At 60.4% G+C, this 20166-nt stretch carries 21 protein-coding genes; 13 read left to right on the top strand and 8 right to left on the bottom strand.

Translation table 11 applies throughout. From position 1 onward, the window contains the following. Positions 1-10: 10 nt before the first annotated feature. From JZX88_RS19180 to JZX88_RS19190, 3 genes are all read left to right on the top strand, one after another. Complete coding sequence (locus JZX88_RS19180) at positions 11-1186, top strand: Gfo/Idh/MocA family protein (protein WP_206914459.1); 1176 nt, start codon at positions 11-13, stop codon at positions 1184-1186. 17 nt (positions 1187-1203) lie between these two features. Beyond that, positions 1204-2148 carry a sugar phosphate isomerase/epimerase gene (locus JZX88_RS19185; RefSeq protein ID WP_206914460.1) on the top strand — a complete coding sequence of 315 codons (945 nt, stop codon included), beginning with the start codon at positions 1204-1206 and terminating at the stop codon, positions 2146-2148. Between the two features lie 75 nt (positions 2149-2223). Next, positions 2224-3219 carry a LacI family DNA-binding transcriptional regulator gene (locus JZX88_RS19190; RefSeq protein ID WP_110758725.1) on the top strand — a complete coding sequence of 332 codons (996 nt, stop codon included), beginning with the start codon at positions 2224-2226 and terminating at the stop codon, positions 3217-3219. Between the two features lie 49 nt (positions 3220-3268). Here JZX88_RS19190 and iolG read toward each other — a convergent pair whose 3' ends face one another. The 4 genes from iolG to JZX88_RS19210 form a co-directional block, all read right to left on the bottom strand. Further along, the gene (gene iolG, locus JZX88_RS19195; protein ID WP_206914461.1) at positions 3269-4258 is read right to left on the bottom strand and encodes an inositol 2-dehydrogenase; all 990 of its coding nucleotides are present in this window, start codon (positions 4256-4258) and stop codon (positions 3269-3271) included. Between the two features lies 1 nt (position 4259). Beyond that, on the bottom strand, positions 4260-5276 hold the full coding sequence (locus JZX88_RS19200) for a Gfo/Idh/MocA family protein (protein ID WP_206914462.1): 1017 nt from the start codon (positions 5274-5276) through the stop codon (positions 4260-4262). Between the two features lie 129 nt (positions 5277-5405). After that, entirely contained in the window at positions 5406-6455 is a 1050-nt protein-coding gene (locus tag JZX88_RS19205; RefSeq protein ID WP_206914463.1) for a LacI family DNA-binding transcriptional regulator, read from the bottom strand. A 134-nt stretch (positions 6456-6589) separates the two neighbouring features. Next, on the bottom strand, positions 6590-7489 hold the full coding sequence (locus tag JZX88_RS19210; protein WP_206914464.1) for a LysR family transcriptional regulator: 900 nt from the start codon (positions 7487-7489) through the stop codon (positions 6590-6592). A gap of 136 nt (positions 7490-7625) precedes the next feature. Here JZX88_RS19210 and JZX88_RS19215 point away from each other — a divergent pair, with 136 nt between their 5' ends. Then, complete coding sequence (locus tag JZX88_RS19215; protein WP_206914465.1) at positions 7626-8399, top strand: SDR family oxidoreductase; 774 nt, start codon at positions 7626-7628, stop codon at positions 8397-8399. 102 nt (positions 8400-8501) lie between these two features. Here the strand turns inward: JZX88_RS19215 and JZX88_RS19220 are convergent, their stop codons facing one another. Then, positions 8502-9158, bottom strand: coding sequence for a TetR/AcrR family transcriptional regulator (locus JZX88_RS19220; RefSeq protein ID WP_206914466.1), 657 nt, complete (start codon positions 9156-9158; stop codon positions 8502-8504). 129 nt (positions 9159-9287) lie between these two features. Here JZX88_RS19220 and JZX88_RS19225 point away from each other — a divergent pair, with 129 nt between their 5' ends. The 3 genes from JZX88_RS19225 to JZX88_RS19235 all read left to right on the top strand — a co-directional run bounded on the left by JZX88_RS19225 (position 9288) and on the right by JZX88_RS19235 (position 11281). Continuing rightward, a complete protein-coding gene (locus JZX88_RS19225) occupies positions 9288-9803 on the top strand; it encodes an SH3 domain-containing protein (RefSeq protein ID WP_153045049.1) in 516 nt (171 codons plus the stop codon). A 136-nt stretch (positions 9804-9939) separates the two neighbouring features. After that, positions 9940-10170, top strand: coding sequence for a cysteine rich repeat-containing protein (locus JZX88_RS19230; RefSeq protein WP_174032293.1), 231 nt, complete (start codon positions 9940-9942; stop codon positions 10168-10170). A gap of 232 nt (positions 10171-10402) precedes the next feature. Continuing rightward, positions 10403-11281 (top strand): hypothetical protein, encoded by an 879-nt coding sequence (locus JZX88_RS19235; protein WP_206914467.1) that lies wholly within the window; start codon positions 10403-10405, stop codon positions 11279-11281. A gap of 54 nt (positions 11282-11335) precedes the next feature. On the opposite strand, the gene JZX88_RS19240 is transcribed toward JZX88_RS19235, so the two are convergent. Continuing rightward, positions 11336-12364 carry a LacI family DNA-binding transcriptional regulator gene (locus JZX88_RS19240; RefSeq protein ID WP_206914468.1) on the bottom strand — a complete coding sequence of 343 codons (1029 nt, stop codon included), beginning with the start codon at positions 12362-12364 and terminating at the stop codon, positions 11336-11338. 139 nt (positions 12365-12503) lie between these two features. Between JZX88_RS19240 and JZX88_RS19245 the strand changes: the two genes are divergently transcribed. The 6 genes from JZX88_RS19245 to JZX88_RS19270 all read left to right on the top strand — a co-directional run bounded on the left by JZX88_RS19245 (position 12504) and on the right by JZX88_RS19270 (position 18670). Then, complete coding sequence (locus tag JZX88_RS19245) at positions 12504-13538, top strand: Gfo/Idh/MocA family protein (RefSeq protein ID WP_206914469.1); 1035 nt, start codon at positions 12504-12506, stop codon at positions 13536-13538. A gap of 12 nt (positions 13539-13550) precedes the next feature. After that, positions 13551-14453: a TIM barrel protein gene (locus JZX88_RS19250; protein WP_206914470.1), complete on the top strand. Its 903-nt coding sequence runs from the start codon at positions 13551-13553 to the stop codon at positions 14451-14453. 62 nt (positions 14454-14515) lie between these two features. Further along, a complete protein-coding gene (locus tag JZX88_RS19255; protein ID WP_206914471.1) occupies positions 14516-15748 on the top strand; it encodes a sugar ABC transporter substrate-binding protein in 1233 nt (410 codons plus the stop codon). 113 nt (positions 15749-15861) lie between these two features. After that, positions 15862-16764: a carbohydrate ABC transporter permease gene (locus tag JZX88_RS19260; protein ID WP_142858903.1), complete on the top strand. Its 903-nt coding sequence runs from the start codon at positions 15862-15864 to the stop codon at positions 16762-16764. Next, entirely contained in the window at positions 16761-17588 is an 828-nt protein-coding gene (locus JZX88_RS19265) for a carbohydrate ABC transporter permease (protein WP_046801001.1), read from the top strand. The genes JZX88_RS19260 and JZX88_RS19265 overlap by 4 nt, the downstream gene beginning before the upstream one ends. Continuing rightward, positions 17585-18670: an ABC transporter ATP-binding protein gene (locus tag JZX88_RS19270; protein ID WP_206914472.1), complete on the top strand. Its 1086-nt coding sequence runs from the start codon at positions 17585-17587 to the stop codon at positions 18668-18670. The genes JZX88_RS19265 and JZX88_RS19270 overlap by 4 nt, the downstream gene beginning before the upstream one ends. Before the next feature lie 66 nt (positions 18671-18736). On the opposite strand, the gene JZX88_RS19275 is transcribed toward JZX88_RS19270, so the two are convergent. After that, positions 18737-19417: a pyridoxal 5'-phosphate synthase gene (locus JZX88_RS19275; RefSeq protein ID WP_246753504.1), complete on the bottom strand. Its 681-nt coding sequence runs from the start codon at positions 19415-19417 to the stop codon at positions 18737-18739. Then, on the bottom strand, positions 19414-20133 hold the full coding sequence (locus JZX88_RS19280) for an HAD family hydrolase (RefSeq protein ID WP_206914473.1): 720 nt from the start codon (positions 20131-20133) through the stop codon (positions 19414-19416). Before JZX88_RS19280 ends, JZX88_RS19275 begins: the two co-directional genes overlap by 4 nt. Positions 20134-20166 lie beyond the last annotated feature (33 nt).

The following is a 20166-nucleotide window of genomic DNA, read 5'->3' on the forward strand; positions in this document are numbered from 1 at the left end:
GGAGGAACATATGACAGGATCGGCAATTGCGGTCATTGGCGCCGGCATGATCGGCGCTGCGCACGCCTTCGGCTACAGGGTCAATATCGACCGGCTCTCTGACCGGCTCCCCGGCCTGCGCCTGAAGACCATCTGTGACGCCAATGGCGAGCTTGCCGCCGAGATGGCGACAAGCTGGGGTTTCGAAACCATCGCTTCAGACTGGAAGGACGCACTTGCGGATCCGGAAATCGGCATCGTCAGCATCTGCCTGCCGAATTTCCTGCATGCGGAGGTCACGCTGGCCGCACTCGCGGCCGGCAAACACGTCATCTGCGAAAAGCCGCTGGCGCTTGATGCGGAAACGGCAGCCCGTATCTATGAGGCGTCGAAAACGACTTCCACCGTTTCCGCAACCGTCTTCAACTACCGCCGCATCCCCGCCATCGCGGCAATCCGGCAATTGATCCAGAACGGCGAGATCGGCGAACCGGTCAATGCGCTTGTCCAGTATGAAAGCGAATATGCCGCCGACACGCAGCTGCCCCATAGCTGGCGTTATGAACGGGACCGGGCCGGACCGGGCGCGCTACTCGATATCGGCACCCATGCCGTCGATATAGCCCGCTTCCTGTGCGGTGAAGTCGAGGAGATCGCCGGTGCAATAGCGACCATTTCCATCAAGCAACGCTTCCTCCCAGCCGGCGCCAGTATCGGTCATAATCACGTGGCGCTGAGCACGGAAAGCCGGCCGGTCGACAATGACGATGTCATGTCCGCCCTGCTGCGTTTCGAAAATGGTTGCCAGGGCACCTTCCTTGCCAGCCGCGTTGCCGTGGGCATGGGCAACAGCCTGACAGTTGCGATCACCGGCACGAAAGGCACGGTTCGCTACAGTTCCCGCACGCCGGCGCATTACGAGATCGCCCGTTTCGACGGTTCTGGCCAGTCGCCCTTCACCATCGTCGCCAACCATCCGGCTCTGCCTTTCGCCGCGCTGCTGCCGGTGCCGCATGACGGCGTCGCCATCGGTTATGCCGAGGTCTTCGGTTTCATGATCCATGAATTCCTCGACGCCATCGCCAGGGGCGGGCCGATGACGAACGGCTCCATCCTCGACGGCCTGCGCGCGAGCGAAATCCTCGATGCGATCCAGCAGAGCGCAGATACTAACCGGCCCGTAAAGGTCAGGCACGCCGCCGCCTGATGCCAAAGGAGCAAATGATGAAAATTGGTCTCAATACCGACGGCTTCGGCGCGCTGCCGCTTCCCGCCTGCCTCGACCAGATCGCAGAACTTGGCCTCACCCATGTCGAATTCGGACTTGGCGGCTGGTCGAGCGCACCGCATGTGGATATCGCCGATCTGCTTGCCCATACGGCTTCGCGTGATCGCCTGAAGGGCATGCTGAAGGAGCGAAACCTCGAAATATCGGCGCTCAATTGCTCGGGCAATCCGCTGCATCCGGGAAAGATCGGGGTAGACGACAGCAAACTTGCCTATGACACGCTGGAACTTGCCGTCCTGCTCGGCGTCGAACGGATCGTCATGATGTCCGGCCTTCCCGCCGGCGGGCCGGAGGACCGGAACCCGAACTGGATCACCTCCTCCTGGCCGCTCGAGGCCATGGAGATGCTGGAATGGCAATGGAGCGAAAGGCTTCTGCCCTTCTGGAGAAAATACGCAGCAGCAGCCGGGCAAAAGGGCCTGAAGATCTGCGTCGAGCAGCACGGCCGCCAGTGCGTCTATAATAGCGAGAGTTTCTTCCGCCTGCGCGACGCGGTCGGGCCAACGGTCGGCGTCAATTTCGACCCCAGCCACCTGATCTGGATGGGCGGCGATCCGATTTCCGCCATCGAGGCGCTGGGTGAGTGCATCTACCACGTCCACGGCAAGGATTCGCGCATCGAACTGCGCGCCCGGATCGACGGCCTGCTCGACACCAAACATGTGATGCCGGTCGAAGGCCGGTCCTGGAATTTCGTCTCGCTCGGCCACGGCACCGCCGTGCATGGCTGGCTCGATATTATCAGGGCGTTGCGCAAGGCCGGTTATGACGACGTCATCAGCATCGAGAACGAGGACTATTCCATGCCGCCGCTAGAAGCCGTCGCCACATCGGCAACCACCCTGCGCTTCTGCATCGAACAGTCCGCAGGCGTCAAATGACACCTGCCGGGGCCGCGCCGCGAAATTAAAGCGCCGGCGCTTGCCAGTTTCCACCAGCCTTCTTTATAGGAAAGCATGAGCAACTTTCCCGCCCGCCCCGGAGTAACGCTTGAAGATGTCGCCAAGGCGGCCGGTGTTTCGCGCTCGCAGGCGTCGCGCGCACTGCGAAACGACCCCGGAGTTCGTAGCGACACGAAGGCCCATATCCTCACTACTGCCGCCAGCCTCAATTATACGCCAAACCTTGCCGCCCAGACACTGGCCAGCCGCCAGAGCCGTTCGATAGGCCTTGTTGTCGGTGACGTGCTCAACCCTTACGAAGCAATGCTGGCGCGCGAATGCGATAAAGCTCTGCGGGATGCCGGTTATTTCGCCATGCTGGCCGTCTCCGGCACGGCCGCAACGCTGCGCGCCTTCATCGACCAGCGCATTGCCGGCCTCGTCCTCATCGGCGCACCGGGAGAGCGGGAAGAGATCGCCGCCGTTTCCAAGCTGCTGCCGACGGTTTATATCGGCCGCAACCTGGCGGAGGAGATGGTGGAAAGCGTAAGCTCGGATGATGCGCTCGGCGCCCGGCTGGCAACGGAGTTTCTGCTGGGGCTCGGCCATCGCGCCATCGCCCATATTACCGGCGGCACCGGCGCCGGCGCCAACAGCCGCGCAAACGCCTATCGCGACACGATGCAGCGGCATGGCCTGAAACCCATCATCGCCGAAGGCCGGTACGACGTCGACGCCGGTAGCGCGGCAACCGATGCGCTAATGGCCCGCAAGGACCGCCCGACCGCAATCTTCGCGGCCAACGACCTCATTGCGCTCGGCGTCATCAGCCGGCTTGCCGGGCATGGCTTCCGGGTGCCGGATGAGGTGGCGGTCGTCGGCTTCGACGACATACCCATGGCGGCTTCCGAACCGATTTCGCTCACCACCATCCGCCAGAAGGTGCCGGACATGGTTGCCGCCGCCGTTGAAACGCTGACAACGCGGCTTAACGAACCGTCGGCACCGATCCGCAACCTCGTGATCGCGCCGGAACTGATTGTCAGGCGCTCCTCCGGCTTGCAAATATGAAGCACGGCGCGCCAGATTGTGACGCGCCACGCAATTGCTGCGGTTTGTCTTAAACCGCGACGCGCTTTCCGGTTTCCACCGATTGCACGCAGGCATTGGCAAGTTTGAGGGCCACCACGCCGTCCTCACCGGTGGTAGCCGGTTGCCTGCCTCCCTTGAGGGCAGCAATGAACTCAGCGATCTCGCAGGCATAAGACGCGGTGTAACGCGTCATGAAGAAGTTCTGCAGCGGCGCGCTGCGATAACCGTCCGCATTGCCGATGACGACCGTGTTCTCATGGTGGTTTTCCGCACGGGCGACGCCGAGCGAACCATGCACTTCCACCCGCTGGTCATAACCATAGGTGGCGCGGCGTGAATTGGTGATGACCGCCTGCCGCCCCGACGCCGTTTCGAGAATGACGGTGGCACTGTCGAAATCGCCTATGTCCTTCAGCTCCGGTTTGACGAGAACCGAAGCATGGGCAGACACCACAACCGGCTCTTCCCCGAGCAGGAAACGCGCCATATCGAGATCATGGATCGTCATGTCACGGAAAATGCCGCCCGAACGCGCGGCATAGGACAAGTCCGGCGCCCCCGGATCGCGCGAAGTGATCGTCACCATTTCGACATCGCCAATGCGCCCGGCATCGATCGCGGCGCGCACGCCGGCAAAATTCGGGTCGTAACGGCGGTTGAAACCGAGCATCAGCGTCACGCCCGCCGCCCTGGCAATCGAGACCACCTCTTCGGCCCGGGCAAGATCGAGATCGACAGGCTTTTCGCAGAAGACGTGCTTGCCGGCTCTCGCGAATTTTTCGATGAGGACGGCATGGGTATCGGTCGGCGTGCAGATCAGCACCGCGTCAATGGATTGATCCGCCGCGATGACATCCACATCCGCCGCCCTCGCTCCCGAGGCCTGCGCCAGAGCTTCCGCTGCGGCCGGCAGGGCGTCCGTAACGGCCACAAGTTCGGCATCGTCACTGCCGGCAATCGCCCGGGCATGTACCTTTGCGATACGTCCTGCGCCGATGAGGGCAAGTTTGATCGTCATTTCAATATCCTTTCACATCAACCCAAGCGCCGCTTTTTGCCGAGGCGAAAACCGCGTCAGCCACGGCCGCATTGGCCCGCGCGTCCCGCATGTCGAAATAGGGCACCGCCTCGCCGCGGACCGCCCGGGAGAAATTCGTCACCTCTTCCTCGTATTGGTCGAGCGGCGGAAATTCGAGCGTATGGATGTCCGAATTCGCGTGGTCGGCCGAGGTGTCGATGGCGATGATGTTGGGGCTGACGCGCGAGGGCACATAGGCCTGCGGCAGCGAGATGAAGGCCCTTTCGCAGACGATCTGGATCGATTGCGAGGAGGCCTGCGCCATCGAAACCATGAAGGTCGCGTGTCTGCCGTCGCCGAAATCGAGGATGACCGAGGTGAACATGTCGATGCCGCCGGCATTATGGGCGGCGGCTGCGAAAGCGCGCTTCGGTTCGGAACCAAAAACATAACGCGCCGCCATGGCGGTATAGCAGCCGAGATCATAATAGGCGCCACCGCCGAATTCCGGCTTCTGGCGGAAATCCGCTTCATTGGTCATCATGAAGGACAGGAGCGAGGAGAAGGAAAGCGGCCGGCCATAGTCTTCCGCCTGAAGGATTTGCCGCAGCCTGATCCAGCGCGGCTGCTGGCGAACCATGAAGGCCTCGGAAATCTTCAACGCCGGATCGATATCCCCGAGTTGATCGAGTTCCGCCGCCGTCATGGCTGCCGGTTTTTCGCACAGGACATGTTTGCCGGCCTTCGCCGCCTTGCGGGTCCACTCCACATGCAGATGGTTCGGCAGGGCGATATAGACCGCCTCGACATCCGGATCTGCAAGCACCTCTTCATAGCTGCCATAGGCGCGCTGAATGCCGTGCCGGTCGGCCATGATTCTCGCCCGTTCCGCGCTGCGCGCACCGATGGCGAGCGGCTCGCAGACGGCGCTTTTGACGAGGCCAGGAATGATGGCACCGTCCGCGATGCGCGCGGCGCCGAGTATGCCCCACCGGACGGGGGCGATGATGTCGTTCATGATGTTTCCTCCCTGGAGAGACGCCCGCCTTTGACCGGCCAAGAACGCCCTCGGACGCGGCAAACATGCCCCGGCGCATCGCGCCCGGCAAATGCCACACTGATGGAAAACCATCAGCCGTTCGGCTTCTCAGAAAGGCAGCGGGTTCGGGAGGTTTTCCGGCCCGTAAAGGACGATGGGCACCTCCGTTTCAGGTGGAAAGGACCCCTGCCCGGCATCGAAGAATTCGAAATGGCGAAGCAGGATGTTCACCGCCAGCCGCACCTGCAGTTCCGGGCTCTGGTCGATGGTGAGCGACATCAGTCCTTCCCGCAGAAACGCAGCGGTGTTGCGCGTCAGTTCATGCCCGACAAAGAGGGGGCGATCCGGTAAAATATCGGCGCGGATGGCACGCGCCACACCGATATTGGCCGCTCCCACATTGTAGACGGCAACGGTATCGGGCTCAGCATGAAAGGCCTCGCGCAGCTGAAGCTCCGAACGGGTGCGGTCGTCGCCTCCTTCCACGATGCGCGCCACATGCCAGCCCGGCGCCTTTTCCGCCAGAAACTGCGTGACTCCACGCACACGGTCGGCATGTGACTGGAAACCGAGATGATTGCACAGCAGGATGACTGGCCCCGGTTTGCGCGCCATCCTGCTGATGAAATAACCGGCCGAGCGGCCGGCGCGATAGTGATCCGTGCCAGCATAACCGATCCGCGCCGAGCCGGGAACATCGGAGATGACGGTGACGACGGGAATGCCCCGGGCGCTCAGCTCCTCCACCGCTGCATGGACGAGCGGATGATCCTGCATATAGGAGACGACCGCATCGCAGCCGGTCTTCGCCAGCGCCTTTGCCAGGGTTTCCGGCCGCTCATCCTCCAGCACCGTCCGGTGAATGACGATCGACCTGTCGAGTGAGGTTGCGATCCGCCGGAACTCGAAACCCATGCGGGCGATGAGCGGCAGTTCCGGCCGGGCAAGGATGACATCGATCCGGATCAGCCTGCGATGCGCCTGCGGCAACATGCGGCGCAGGCCAAGTTCCTTTGCCGCCTGCAAGACCCGTTTGCTGACCGCCTCGCTGACATTGCCGCGATCATTGAGGACCCGGTCGACGCTTGCCGTGCCGACCCCTGCCCGTTCGGCAACATCCGTGATCGTGACACGCCTGCCCTGCCGTTTCGACGCCATCCCCAAGCTCCTCCGCATCGCCTGCCCGTACGTTCAATACTTTCGCCCGCACGGCTACAACGACTATCGTCTTCCTGATGGAAATCAATCAACCATTCCAGCGCAATCTGGCTCGAACAACATGCGCCGACAGGTTAGAGCAGCTGCCGCCGCAACAGAGCTTCCAGCCAGTCGGCAAAGACCTGCAATCGCCGCGACAGATGCCGGCGATGCGCATAAAGCAGCGTCATCGGCATCGGTTCAGCCCGATAGGCGGGCATGACCTCGACCAGTTCACCGCTCTCGATATGCGGCCTGACATCATAAGCGGGTATCTGGATCAAACCGAGACCAGCCAGACAGCAGGCGATATAGGCCTCGGCACTGTTGACGGTGACGCGGCCGCGCATGGAAACCGAATGCAGCGCCTCGCCTTCGAGCCATTCCCAGTTTTCCAGGCGCCCGCTGGAGGGCGACGCATAATTGACGGCCCAGTGGCGGGAAAGATCATGGGGAAGCTGCGGCGTGCCGTGACGCTCCAGATAGGCGGGGCTGGCGACATTGATCAGCGGCAGCTTGCCGATCGGCCTTGCGATGAGACCGGAATCGCTGAGCGGACCAACGCGCAGCACACAATCGATATTGTCCTCCACCAGATCGACGGCCCGGTCCGTCACGCCGAGGCTGATGTCGATCTGCCGGTAAAGATCGAGGAATTCCGGCAGGGCGGGTGCGATGACAAGGCGGCCGATCCGGCCCGGCACATCGATCCGCAGCCGCCCCGAGGGTTGCGCCGCGCTCTGCCGGAACAGGTTTTCCGCATCTTCGACATCGGCGATCAGCCGCTGGCACCGCTCGTAAAAAGCCGATCCATCCTCGGTCGGAGAGACCTTGCGCGTGGTGCGGTTGAGCAGGCGGGCGCCGACGCGTGCCTCCAGCTCCTGCACCGCCGCCGAAACCGAGGAGCGCGGAATGCCAAGCGTATCGGCGGCCCGCGTGAAACTCGCGCAGTCTACGACGCGCGCGAAGATACGGAACAGGTCGATGCGATCCAACGGACATCCTTCACTGTGCGGATTTTCTGACAAGTCATGTCAGAATGGCGGTCTTTATCGCGCAATTCTAGACGATATCCTTGCGACATGAAAGCGCGGCAAACGTCGCTGCGCATCGGCAAAGGAGGCCAACCCCATGACCGATCATTCCATCAAAGGTAAAACAGTCATCATCGCCGGCGGCGCGAAAAACCTCGGCGGGCTGATCGCACGCGATTTTGCCAGCCAGGGCGCAGGCGCAATCGCCATCCACTATAACAGCCCCGCCACAAAGGCCGATGCCGACGCAACCGTGGCGGCCGTGAAGGCAGCCGGCGCGGAGGCCGTTGCCCTCCAGGCCGATCTCACGACGGCAGGTGCGGTCGAAAAACTGTTTGCCGATACCGTCGCCGCCATCGGCCGGCCGGATATCGCCATCAACACGGTCGGCAAGGTGCTGAAGAAACCGATCCTCGAAACATCGGAAGCCGAATATGACGAGATGACCGCCGTCAACGCCAAGTCCGCCTTCTTTTTCCTCCAGCAGGCCGGCCGCCACGTCAATGACAATGGCAAGATCTGCACCCTCGTTACCTCCCTTCTTGGAGCATTCACACCGTTTTACGCCAGCTATGCCGGCACCAAGGCGCCGGTGGAACACTTCACCCGCGCCGCCGCCAAGGAATTCGGCGAACGTGGCATCTCGGTGACGGCGATCGGCCCCGGACCAATGGACACGCCGTTTTTCTACGGGCAGGAGACGCCAGAAGCACAGGCCTATCACAAGAGCGCAGCGGCCCTCTCCGGCTTCTCGAAGACTGGCCTTACCGATATCGAGGACATCGTTCCCTATATCCGCTTCCTCGTTACCGACGGCTGGTGGATGACGGGGCAGACCATTCTGGTCAATGGCGGTTACACCACGAAATAAGATGCGGCGGACGAGGTGACGCGAGGCGCAGATATTCTGTCACCCGCTCACCTGTCATGACCGGGGCGACAGACCTAAACCGTCTGTCGCCCCGGTGTTGTTTCAGCCCGCATGGACACCATCGCGGCGCGATGCCCCACCGTTGCCCAGAAAACCCATGATCAGCCGGACGAGGGCATCTTCGAACGCGGCGGTCCCGAGCAGATTCGTCTCCTCCAGAATGGCGGCGCGCAAAGCGCCCAGCACGGCCCGCGTCAGGATAAAAACCTCGGTTTCCGTAAGCACGGCATCGTTGTCGCCCGAATTGCGCCACGTCTCCACAATCAGGCCCGCAACGGAATCGAGACGGGTTGGGACCCCGCGCGCGGTTGCAAGGCGCATGATTATCAGCGTGAAGCTCTTGCGCATCCGGCTGTGGCGGGTAAAGGATTCGATCAGTATACGCACCACCTGCCGCACCGTTTCCGCAGGCGCGCCGGGCGCGACCCTGCCGAGCGCCGCACGAATCCGCATTTCGCTGCTCTCCCGCTCGCGCTCCACCAGGTTTTGCAGAATGGCGTCCCGGTTCGGGAAATATTGATAGAGCGTGCCGATCGAAAACCCGGCTTTTTCCGCGATGCGATTGGTGGTCAGTGCCGTCTCACCCTCCTTCCGCAAAATCTGAGCGGAGGCTTCGAGGATGATGCCGACCGTGTGCCGCGCGCGCGCCTGAGACGGCTTTTTCCGAACAGAAACAAGACCCTGATTATCCGCCGCCATGATGCTCCCGACGTTCTGGAATGCGAGTATCAAAACCGAGCTTTGCTCATAAAATTCGCCAATGCAACCCCGCTGGCGGCAGCTGGCCCTTCGTCGGAACGTTGCGCCGAATTCAAGAAAGGTGATGAAATGAATCGAAATCTTACAACTCTGGCTCTGATGCTGGCCATCACTGTCCCATCCGCGGCAAACGCCGCGAGCGCGGCTTTTGCCGTCGCCAACGTCAATCTAAGGGCCGGCCCGGGCACGGCCTATCCGGTCGTCACCACCCTGTTCGCCGGTTCGGCCGTCACGCTTCACGGCTGCATGGCAAATCTGAGCTGGTGCGACATTGGCTGGGCGGGCAACCGCGGCTGGGTGGCCGCCAGCTATATCCGGGTGGAGTATAACGGCAATACGATCGTCATCACGCCGTCGACCACATCCCAGCTCAACATCACCGTCGTCAGCTTCAATTACAGCTATTGGCAGGCGCATTATGCCGGCAGGCACTGGTACGGCCACTGGGACAACTATCACGGCTCCCCCCGGCATGCACACGGGGCAGGCGTCGTCGCATGCGGCCCGAATGCGTGCCGTTATGGCAGCGTCCGCCACAATCACGACGGCACCACCATCCGGCACGGAAAGATCGTGCGGCCGTGACACGGCTTTTCCGCGCCGAACCGGGATTCAGACAAAATGGGAAACTGGACCGGCATCCAGAGCAACAACGCGTGTTTGCGCAATCCACACAGAGAGAAACCATATGACAGGCTCCATCCTTCCAGCAGCTGTCCGCATGGCCGCGACCGGCTTTCTGATGGTCTATATGTCCCTTCCGGCACAACCCGCACTGGCACAGTCAAACCCGGACCTACGCAAGACCTGCGAAGCCGATTACCACAGGCTGTGCAGCGCAATTGCGCCGGGCGGCGGCCGCATCCTCCAATGCCTTGCTGCACGCGAAAAAGAGCTGACAGAAGAATGCGCCGCCGTCATTCGCCGATACAAGAGCCAATACAGGGATTGAGCCTGGATCAGCCGAGTACCAGTCGACAATCAGTTCACACATCGGCAATCTGGAAGACCGCGCGGCATCATCCAACAGGAGACGGCCTTTTCCTCCAAACAGGGTGACAACATCTCGCACGGTTTTATCCACGATACCCGAGACCATAAAAAGACGCCTGTCATATGGCTTGCATGAATATACCGATATAAAACTCCCCCATCCTGTTGACGAAGCCATTTGGGGGTAGCGGATGAATTCGGGGCGTCGCGGTGTTCTCGCTTTTTTGGGCAGCCTTGTTCTGGGCGCGCCATCCCTCGGTAAAGCAGCAAGCAAATCATCGGCCTTTGCCGAATCCCGGTCCGAATACAAACCCCGGCATGTTCTGTGTTTCCTCGGAACAGAAAAAGGTCTGACAGCGCTCCAACAAAGCGCTCGCACCGCAGTCGACACATTTGCTGCCGATTTCAGTATCGATGAGGAATATTCGCAGGATGAACCGGACGACCGGATGGAGCGATCCTTCAATGTCTGCTGGGACCGTGTTGACCCGGACACCTATCAGGAGGTTGACGAAGAGGCTGTCGCTGGACACGGCTCGGTTCTTTATGTGCTTGGCCCGTCGATGGACGCGGAAAATGCGGTCATGATATCCGCCACGGCCTTGCAGTTCGTGCAACATATGATTGACCACGGCGCCATCGCCGTCAAAGGCGAAAGCGCAGGCGTTGCGCATGGAGCACGGCGCTGGAAAGAGCTTTTCGAGCAGTCGCGCAGCAACGCCGCGTCAGGTGATCTGCTAGCGCTTGCCAGAACCTGCCGTCTCGCTTTCGCACGCCGACCGATCGGCGACGATGCCAACGGCATGGCAAGCGTCGGATTCCATCTGGTCGGGCTGCCTGATGTTGAAGTAAGCTTCATCCGGAAAGACGAAAACCTGCCGTCAACCAATCCGGAACAATTGAAGATCGCCGCGCTGATGGACGATATTGCTGATCAAATGGCGCGCGATGGTGTGGAAACGACAGTAACGGCTCATCATGCCACCCTGTCCAATGACATGCGGTATGAGGACGATAGTTATAAATTCAATCCGTTCGGCGTCGTGAGCATTCAAGACTACAAACTCTGACATAGGCGAGCCACCGCTACCGATGCTATCGCCCTGACGCGCGGGCGCAAGCGCCTAAGGCGCAAGATCACTCTCTCCCGCCACAAGCTGCATCGGCCAGATGCAACGGCGGGCCTGATCGGGATAGAAAGGCGCAAAGGCCGGCATGGTCGATAAAAGCGTCTGGGCGACCGTCACGCCAAGATCATGCAGCGACATGCGAAAACTGGTCAGGCGCGGTTCGAGAAACTGGCCGCGTGGGCCGTCGCGAAAACCGATGACGGCGAGATCGCGCCCCGGTTTGAGACCGACTTCGGCAAGCCGCCGGTAAAGACCGACCGCCATCAGCTCATAGATCAGCACGATGGCCGTCGGTCGCGGGCGCATCTGCAGCCACTCGCTGGCGGCATGATATCCGCCCTGCTCGCTCGATTTTGTGCGGATAACCAGAGACGGATCGTATGTTATGCCGTTTTCCTCGAGGGCGCGTTTATAGGCTTCCAGAAAGACATAACCGAGATTGATGTCGTTATCGGCGGCCGCCACCGCAATGGTACGATGACCTGCGGCCACCAGCCGGTTGACGGCGCTTTTCGCCACGCCTTCGAAATCGAGATCGATCCAGGTATGGTCCGTGCTGGACGAGGTGCGGCCGAGCGCCACAAAAGGCAGACGGGTCTGTTTCAGGAAATCAACACGCTTGTCGATCCGACGGGTCGAGGAAATGATCATCGCGTCAACCATGCGGCGCGCCACCATGCGCTTCAGATATTCGTCCGGATCTTCCTCCCCCGGACAGGGAAGAACGATCAGATCGAGATTGTGGCCGGAAAACACGCTTTGCAGGCCATCCGTCACACCCATGAAGAAGTTGTCGGAATTCTCCACCGTCTGCGCGTCGCTGCCGGTCATCAGGCCGATGACATTGGTGGTGCCTTGCCGCAGGCTGCGCCCCGATTGATTGGCGACATAACCAAGCTTTTCCGCCGCTTCCAGAACGCGACGGCGCGTTTCCTCGTTCACATCGGGCTTGCCGTTCAGGGCACGGGAAACGGTGCCTATCGATATCTCCAGATAATCGGCAAGCTGACGGATTCCTTTCATGCATTCCCCTCCCAAACCGGATGCGCAATCAACGCGCCCCTTTACGGTCTTGACATATCTAACATCATCGTCATAGTCTCGTAAACGTTTACGACGCTTTGCGCAAAGAGGAGTTTGCGAAAGAGTCCGGGGAGATGAGATGACATTCAACGCCGTTTTATGCGGGTGCGGAGCCATGGCCAAAGGCTGGCTGCGCGCCATTCAATCCACGCCGGAAATCGCCGGCGCGATCAGGATCGCCGGGCTGGTTGATCTGAACGAGGGCACGGCCCGCGCACTTGCCGAAGAATTCGGGCTGGTGGACGCGGTCATCGGCACCGATCTTCGTGAGGTGCTGGCGCAAACAAAAGCAGACATATTATTTGACGTCGTCATTCCGCAGGCACGCTTTGCCGTGGTCGCGGCAGGCCTTGAGGCCGGATGCCATGTGCTCAGCGAAAAGCCGCTTGCGGCATCGATGGAAGAGGCGGCGAGCCTGGTGGAACTGGCCAAAAACGCCGGAAAAGTCCACGCGGTGGTGCAAAATCGGCGGTTCGTGGCGGGTATCCGGCGGCTACGACGCGCCGTGGAAGACGGCATCATTGGCGATCTGACGGCCATTCATTGTGATTTTTTCCTTGGTCCTCATTTCGGCGGCTTCCGTGAAGAGATGAAGAACGTCCTGCTTCTCGACATGGCGATCCATACCTTTGACGCAGCCCGTTTTGTCGCCAATGAAAAGCCCCTCTCCGTCTTTTGCGTGGAAAAGAACCCGGCCGGTTCCTGGTATGCCCACGGGGCAAGCGCCAATGCCATTTTTGAGTTCTCCAACGATGTGGTCTTCACCTATCGTGGCTCATGGTGCGCCGAAGGTGAAAGAACCAGCTGGGAAGCCCGCTGGCGGCTGATCGGCTCGAAGGGAATGATCCTCTGGGATGGTGAAGACGGTTTCTCCGCCTCCGTGGCGGGTGATGAACAGGGCCTCTTGCGAGGCTTCACGACCGTAAACGTTTCCGATAGCGTTTCTGAACGGGATACACGCGGCCACGCCAGCGTCATTCTCTCGTTCCTGGAATCCATCCGCACCGGCCGAATGCCGGAGACGGCCTCTTTCGACAATATCAACAGCCTTGCCATGGTGATCGGCGCGATTGAAAGCGCCCGCCTTGGTCAGCGTGTTTCCATTGCAGCATAAGGACTGAAAGACGTGAGCAATCCGGCAAAATCCATCCGTATCGGCACCATGGTCAGCGCCAGCAAAGGACAGGCGGCTGAGCGCATCGGCCAGATAGCCGATCTCGGCTTTGAAAGCTTCGAGCCGTTCTTCTGGCAGACGACCAACGGTCAGAACATCGCTGAACTCGGCAAGCGCTGCCGCGAGGCGATCGGCGAACGCGACATCACCATCAGCACGCTCGGCATGTTCGGCAATCCGCTGGAAGAAACCGAGATCGACCTGCAGACATTGCAGGGCTGGAAAGACTGCATCGACAATGCCCATCATTTCGGTGCCACCTGCGTTGCGGGTTTCACCGGCCGGTTGCGTGGCAAGCCCCTACCCGAGAGCCTGCCACGATACAGGCAAATCTGGAGCGAGCTTGCAAAACGCGCCGCCGACAAGGGCGTGAAGATCGCCTTCGAAAACTGCGCCATGGACGGCAACTGGCAGACCGGCGACTGGAACATTGCCCATAATCCTGATGCCTGGGAACTGATGTTCAACGAAACGCCTGAGGACAACATCGGCATCGAATGGGAACCCTGCCACCAGATGGTTTACCTCATCGATCCGCTGCCGCAGATCCGCAAATGGGCGGACAAGATTTTCCACGTGCATGGCAAGGACGCGACCATTCGCTGGGACGTCATCCGCGAGCACGGCATTTTCGGCAAGGAGAAGTTCGTCTTCATGCGCACGCCGGGCTTTGGCGACAGCAACTGGACGGACATTATTTCCGAACTGCGTCTTGCCGGCTGGTCCGGCTCCATCGACATCGAAGGCTGGCATGACCCCGTCTATCGCGATGCGCTGGAAATGACGGGCCAGGTGCATGGCCTGAACTATCTGAAAAAATGCCGCGGCGGCGATTTCGTCGTCGATCCGACATAACGCAAACCTTTGGGGAGAAGGTTTGCGAAAACTGCAGCGACGATAACCAAAAGGAGGAGATTATGGGTATCGCGAAATGCATGATGGCCGGCGCATTTGTGCTGGCGGGCGTATCCGCCGGCGCGATTGCCGCCCACGCGGAGGACGTGACATTGACCTTGTGGTCGCTGGATCGTGATATCCAGCCGGCACCGAACCTCATAAATGAATTCAACAAGCTCAATAACGGCATCAAGATCGAATATCGGCAATTGCAGTTCGATGATGTGGTGAGCGAAGCGATGCGCGCCTATTCGACCGGCAATGCGCCGGACATCATCGCCATCGACAACCCCAACCACGCCATGTTCGCCGCCCGCGGCGCCTTTCTTGACGTGACCGACATGATCGCCAAGTCGGATATCATCAAGACGGAAAACTATTTTCCCGGGCCGCTGAAATCGGTGATGTGGGACGGCAAATATTTCGGCGTGCCGAAGGCGACGAATACGATTGCGCTTTATTACAACAAGGACCTGTTCAAGGCCGCCGGGCTCGATGCGGCAAAACCGCCGCAGACCTGGGACGAGCTGGTGGAAGCGGCCCGCAAGCTGACCAACCCTTCAAAGAACATCTATGGCATCAGCTTCAGCGCCAAGGCCAATGAGGAAGGCACCTTCCAGTTCCTGCCCTGGGCGCAGATGGCGGGCGCGACCTACAAGAACATCAATACCGAGGGGGCCGTCAAAGCGCTCGAAACGTGGAAACTGATGCTGGATGAAAAGCTGGCATCACCGGACACGCTGACGCGCAGCCAGTGGGATTCCACCGCCACCTTCAACGCCGGCAATGCCGCCATGGTCATTTCCGGCCCATGGGAAATCGACCGCATGCTGAAGGACGCCAAGTTCGACTGGGGTGTTGCCCTGCTGCCGGTGCCTACACCGGACGCCCCCCGATCTTCGGCCATGGGCGATTATAACTGGGCGATCTTCTCCAAGACCAAGCACCCGGAAGAGGCCTTCAAGGCCATCGAATTCTTCGCGTCTCAAGACAAGGACATGTTCAAGAACTTCGGTCAATTGCCGGCGCGCTCGGATGTTCCCGTACCGCCAACCGGCAATGCGCTAAAGGATGAGGCGCTGAAGACCTTTGTCGAGCAGCTGAAATATGCGCAACCACGCGGCCCCTCGCCCGAATGGCCGAAGATTTCCAAGGCCATTCAGGACGCCATCCAGGGCGCCCTGTCGGGACAGATGACGCCGAAAGCCGCGCTCGATCAGGCCGCTGAAAAGATAAAGCTGGTCGAAGGCTGATTGGATGGACGGGCGAGCGGAATGTCCGGCGCCCATCCGCAGGGTTCCTCCCGGTGGGGTCGCCTGTCGCAAAATGCGGCGGCGGCCCCAAGCGGAGCTTGCGAGGATGTTTCATGAAAAAACTGTTTTCCAGCGTCAGTGACGGTCGCGGTTTCGACATCGTCCTTGTCGCCCTGCCCTTAAGTTTCCTGTTCGTCATGGCGGGTCTGCCGCTCATCTACAACATTGTCATGAGCTTTCAGGAAGTTGACATGTTCAGCCTGGGCACCTTCGTGCGCCCTTTTGTCGGTTTCAAGAATTACGTCGATCTGTTCCGGCAGCCGGAAACCCTGCCGATCCTGATGAACACCGTCACCTTCGTGGTCGCCTCGATTGCCGGACAGTTCGCCATCGGCTTCGGACTGGCGCTGTTCTTCTGGGTGAATTTTCCCGGCGCCACCTGGCTGCGCGGCCTGTTCCTCGTGTCCTGGGTCATGCCCGGCCTCGTCGTCGGCGCCATCTGGAACTGGATCCTGTCCGGCGATTTCGGTGTGCTGAATTTCTTCCTGCGGGAAAGCGGCCTGATATCGGGCAATATCTTCTGGCGTTCGGATGCGAATTTTTCGCTGTGGGCCGTCGTCATCGCCAATGTCTGGCTCGGCACCTCCTTCAACATGATCCTGCTTTCCGTCGGCCTCGCCTCAATCCCCGGCGATCTTTACGAGGCGGCGGAACTGGACGGGGCGAACGCCTGGCAACGCTTCTACACCATTACCCTGCCGATGATGCGCTCCACCATCGGCGCGATCGTCTCGCTCGGGTTGATCTTCACGTTGCAGCAATTCGATCTTTTCGCCGCCATTACCGATGGCGGACCGAACAACAGCTCCAACGTGGCGCAATATTGGGCCTGGGACCTGTCGTTCCGGCAATATGATTTCGGCAAGGGCGCAACGATCTCCGTCATCATGATCGTCTTCGTCATGCTGGCTTCCATCGTTTATGTGCGTTCCACACGGCATGAGGTGCGCGGATGAGCACCACCAACCGCAATCGCCTGATGCTGGCAATCGCCATCGTGCTCGCCATCATCTACCTCTTCCCGCTTTACTGGATGTATCTGACATCGCTTAAAAGCGGCTCGGAGATGTTCGCCAACCCGCCCGGTTTCTGGCCGACAGACCCGCAATGGCAAACCTATGCCTATGTCTGGCAAAGCCGCAACATGGGCCGATATCTGTGGAACTCAGTGTTGATCGCCTCCGGCGCCGTGCTGTTGATTACGATTCTCGGTGTCGGTTGCGCTTATGTGCTGGCGCGCTATCGCAATGTCTGGGTGGATATCGGCCTGTTCCTCATCCTCATGCTGCAGGTTCTGCCGGCATCGCTGATGATCACACCGATCTTCGTCGGCTTCTCGCAATTCGGGCTTCTGGATTATCCGCGCCTTTCGGTCATCCTCGCGATTGCGGCGAAAAGCATGCCCTTCTTCGTCGTGCTCGTGCGCGCCACCTTCATGGCCGTGCCGCAGGAGCTGGAAGAGGCGGCGCTGGTGGATGGCAACTCCCGGGTCGGCGCATTTTTCAATATCGTGCTGCCGCTTGCCAGAAACGGCATCCTCGTCAGCGCCATCCTCATCTTCATGCAGGCCTTCGGCGAATTCGTCTATTCGAAATCGATGATACAGGCGGCCGAATTGCAGCCGGCCAGCGTCGGCCTCAATTCCTTCATGGGCCCCAACACCAGCGAATGGAACAACATCATGGCCTATGCGACCATGTATGTGACGCCCATTCTCGCCCTCTTCATTCTCTTGCAGCGCCGCATCGTTTCCGGCCTGACCTCAGGAGCGCTCAAATGACCCTTCAGATCGAACTTTCCGGCGTCAACAAATATTACGGCGCCTTCCATGCGCTGAAGAACATCAACCTTTCCATCAGGAAGGGCACCTTCGTCGCACTTGTCGGCCCCTCTGGCTGCGGCAAATCCACCCTTTTGCGTTCACTCGCCGGGCTGGAAACCATATCGACCGGCGACATGCGCATTGCCGGAACGCTCATGAATGGCGTGCCGCCGCGCAAGCGCGATGTGGCCATGGTGTTCCAGTCCTATGCGCTCTACCCGCATATGACGGTGGAGGAAAACCTCACCTATTCGCTGCGTATGCGTGGCGTGGCCAAGGCCGAGGCCCGCAAGGCGGCGGAAGAGGTTGCGGCCACCACGGGTCTTTCAAAGCTGATGAAGCGTTATCCGCGTGAACTTTCCGGCGGCCAGCGCCAGCGTGTGGCCATGAGCCGGGCGATCATCCGCAATCCGCAGGCCTTCCTGTTCGACGAGCCACTTTCCAATCTCGATGCGGCGCTGCGCGTCCATATGCGCAAGGAAATCCGCGCGCTGCACGACCGCTTGCACGCAACCTCTGTCTATGTCACCCATGACCAGATCGAGGCGATGACCATGGCCGATCATGTCGTCGTCATGCGCGATGGCATCATCGAACAGCAGGGCACGCCGCTGGAATTATACGACCGCCCGGTCAATCGTTTCGTGGCGGGTTTCATCGGCTCGCCGGCGATGAATTTCATTCCGGCTACCGTCAGCGCGGATGGCGCTTCGCTTCTGTTGCGGTTCGGTGAAGGCGAGCCGCAGCAGCCGATCAGCAATCCGGCCGCCTTGCCGCCGGGCCAACAAGTGATCGTCGGCATCAGGCCGGAGCACATAAGGCCCACAGCGGCAAATGGCGCGGCATTGACGCTGCCCGTTTCCGCCGTGGAAACCACCGGCTCGGCCACATTCCTCACAACGGGCACATCCACAGAACTGATCATCGCGGTGCAGGGACGCAGCGAAGTCAAAGCCGGCGAGGTCATAGGCCTCGATATCAACCCGTCGGATATGCATCTCTTCGATGAAGAAACGGGCGTCGGTCTCACAAGCCGATAAGCCGAAGACAAGCAAGACACCGGACCGTCGGCAAACCAAAGCGGTTTCCAACGGTCCGGGTCGGCTTCACGGCCAGAGAAGAGACCTGTCCCAGGTCGTGCCGTCCCCAGAGAGAACATATCGCAGCCGCTTGTGATTGCGGTCGGATGCCCCCTGCCAGAACTCCGCGACAACAGGCGCAACGGCATAGACACGCCATCCCGGGGAAACGTAATCCGGATTGGCCGCGATGAGCGCCTGCGCCTCGGCCATACGGCTTTCGAGGCCCTCGCCCGCTTCCAGAATTTCGCTTTGCCGCGAGGCGATGGCGCTGGCCCGCGAGCTGGCGGGTCGGTCGAGAAAATCTTCCGCACATTCGCCATCGGAAAGCATGATTGCGGGGCCACGCAGGCGGACCTGTCGTCCGAGCGCAGACCAGTAGAAGGTCAAAGCGACATGCGACCTGTTTTCGATCTGCCGCCCCTTGGGGCTCTCGGCCTTAACGGCAAAATGCCAGCCGCGCTCATCGAGGTTTTTCAGGATCAGCATGCGAGCATCCGGCCAGCCATTCTCGTCCACCGTGGACAAGGTCATGGCGTGCGGCTCGCGGATACCGGCATCGAGGGCATCGTCCAGCCACAGGGCGAAAGCGTCCTGCGGCGTATCGGGCAGCGCAAGCGGATCGCACTCCGGAAGCGGCGCTTTCAGCGACGGGATTTGGCGCAGCCTGTCTTTCATCGACAGGGCGATGGCCTCGGAACATGTCATGGTCGGTTCTCCTCTAAAATGATGGCGGGAATGGCGGAAAGCTCAGTGACCGAAAGTCCGGGCCCCGGGCCTTCAGGTCGCAGCAAGATGGTCGAGAGACCGGCGGCCCGGCCGCCGGCAATGTCGGCATGGGGATTATCGCCAATCATCCAGCAAGCACGATGCGGTGCCAGAACCCCGGCCACATGACGAAAAAGCGCGACCGAGGGCTTCTCAAGGCCGATCTGCCCGGAGGAAAAAACATGATCCATGTAACCGGAGAGCCCGATGCTTTTCACCAGTAACGGCAGTTCCGGCGCAAAATTGGACAGGATCACATGACGCCAGCCGGCCGCAGATAATTTTGCCAGCACGGGCATCGCCTGCGGATCGATTTCCCAGCCGACGGGATCGAGATAGATATCCCGCGAACGTTCTGCGACCTCCACCACCATGCCTCGGTCCATGCCCAGTGCCACGAGCGCCGCTTCGGCTGCCGTGAGAATGGCACGCCACCACCCTTCCGCATCTCCCGCAAAGGCATGTGCGAGTTCCGCCCGATGCCAGGGAAACGCGCCGGACAAAAACGGACGGATATTGTCAGCCATGCCGAGGAAGGCGGGATCGGCCATTCCCGCTGCGGCCTCCAGCGCGCCGGTATAACGTCCCCTGCGAACGGCAAGGGTGCCCTCAAAATCCCAAACAATGTAGCGGTCAGGCGAAATACTGGTATTCATGCGGACAACCGAGGCGGATGAGTTATAAATGGA

Source organism: Agrobacterium sp. OT33 (genome assembly GCF_017313365.1).
Taxonomy (GTDB): domain Bacteria; phylum Pseudomonadota; class Alphaproteobacteria; order Rhizobiales; family Rhizobiaceae; genus Agrobacterium; species Agrobacterium rhizogenes_A.

Bases quoted from the DNA above. Each gene is read 5' to 3' on its own strand.
- JZX88_RS19280 (WP_206914473.1), bottom strand. From the start codon at position 20,133: ATGAATACCAGTATTTCGCCTGACCGCTACATTGTTTGGGATTTTGAG.
- JZX88_RS19275 (WP_246753504.1), bottom strand. From the start codon at position 19,417: ATGACATGTTCCGAGGCCATCGCCCTGTCGATGAAAGACAGGCTGCGC.
- JZX88_RS19190 (WP_110758725.1), top strand. From the start codon at position 2,224: ATGAGCAACTTTCCCGCCCGCCCCGGAGTAACGCTTGAAGATGTCGCC.
- JZX88_RS19230 (WP_174032293.1), top strand. From the start codon at position 9,940: ATGGCCGCGACCGGCTTTCTGATGGTCTATATGTCCCTTCCGGCACAA.
- JZX88_RS19200 (WP_206914462.1), bottom strand. From the start codon at position 5,276: ATGAACGACATCATCGCCCCCGTCCGGTGGGGCATACTCGGCGCCGCG.
- JZX88_RS19235 (WP_206914467.1), top strand. From the start codon at position 10,403: ATGAATTCGGGGCGTCGCGGTGTTCTCGCTTTTTTGGGCAGCCTTGTT.
- iolG (WP_206914461.1), bottom strand. From the start codon at position 4,258: ATGACGATCAAACTTGCCCTCATCGGCGCAGGACGTATCGCAAAGGTA.
- JZX88_RS19225 (WP_153045049.1), top strand. From the start codon at position 9,288: ATGAATCGAAATCTTACAACTCTGGCTCTGATGCTGGCCATCACTGTC.
- JZX88_RS19255 (WP_206914471.1), top strand. From the start codon at position 14,516: ATGGGTATCGCGAAATGCATGATGGCCGGCGCATTTGTGCTGGCGGGC.
- JZX88_RS19180 (WP_206914459.1), top strand. From the start codon at position 11: ATGACAGGATCGGCAATTGCGGTCATTGGCGCCGGCATGATCGGCGCT.
- JZX88_RS19265 (WP_046801001.1), top strand. From the start codon at position 16,761: ATGAGCACCACCAACCGCAATCGCCTGATGCTGGCAATCGCCATCGTG.
- JZX88_RS19215 (WP_206914465.1), top strand. From the start codon at position 7,626: ATGACCGATCATTCCATCAAAGGTAAAACAGTCATCATCGCCGGCGGC.
- JZX88_RS19205 (WP_206914463.1), bottom strand. From the start codon at position 6,455: ATGGCGTCGAAACGGCAGGGCAGGCGTGTCACGATCACGGATGTTGCC.
- JZX88_RS19270 (WP_206914472.1), top strand. From the start codon at position 17,585: ATGACCCTTCAGATCGAACTTTCCGGCGTCAACAAATATTACGGCGCC.
- JZX88_RS19260 (WP_142858903.1), top strand. From the start codon at position 15,862: ATGAAAAAACTGTTTTCCAGCGTCAGTGACGGTCGCGGTTTCGACATC.
- JZX88_RS19220 (WP_206914466.1), bottom strand. From the start codon at position 9,158: ATGGCGGCGGATAATCAGGGTCTTGTTTCTGTTCGGAAAAAGCCGTCT.
- JZX88_RS19240 (WP_206914468.1), bottom strand. From the start codon at position 12,364: ATGAAAGGAATCCGTCAGCTTGCCGATTATCTGGAGATATCGATAGGC.
- JZX88_RS19185 (WP_206914460.1), top strand. From the start codon at position 1,204: ATGAAAATTGGTCTCAATACCGACGGCTTCGGCGCGCTGCCGCTTCCC.
- JZX88_RS19245 (WP_206914469.1), top strand. From the start codon at position 12,504: ATGACATTCAACGCCGTTTTATGCGGGTGCGGAGCCATGGCCAAAGGC.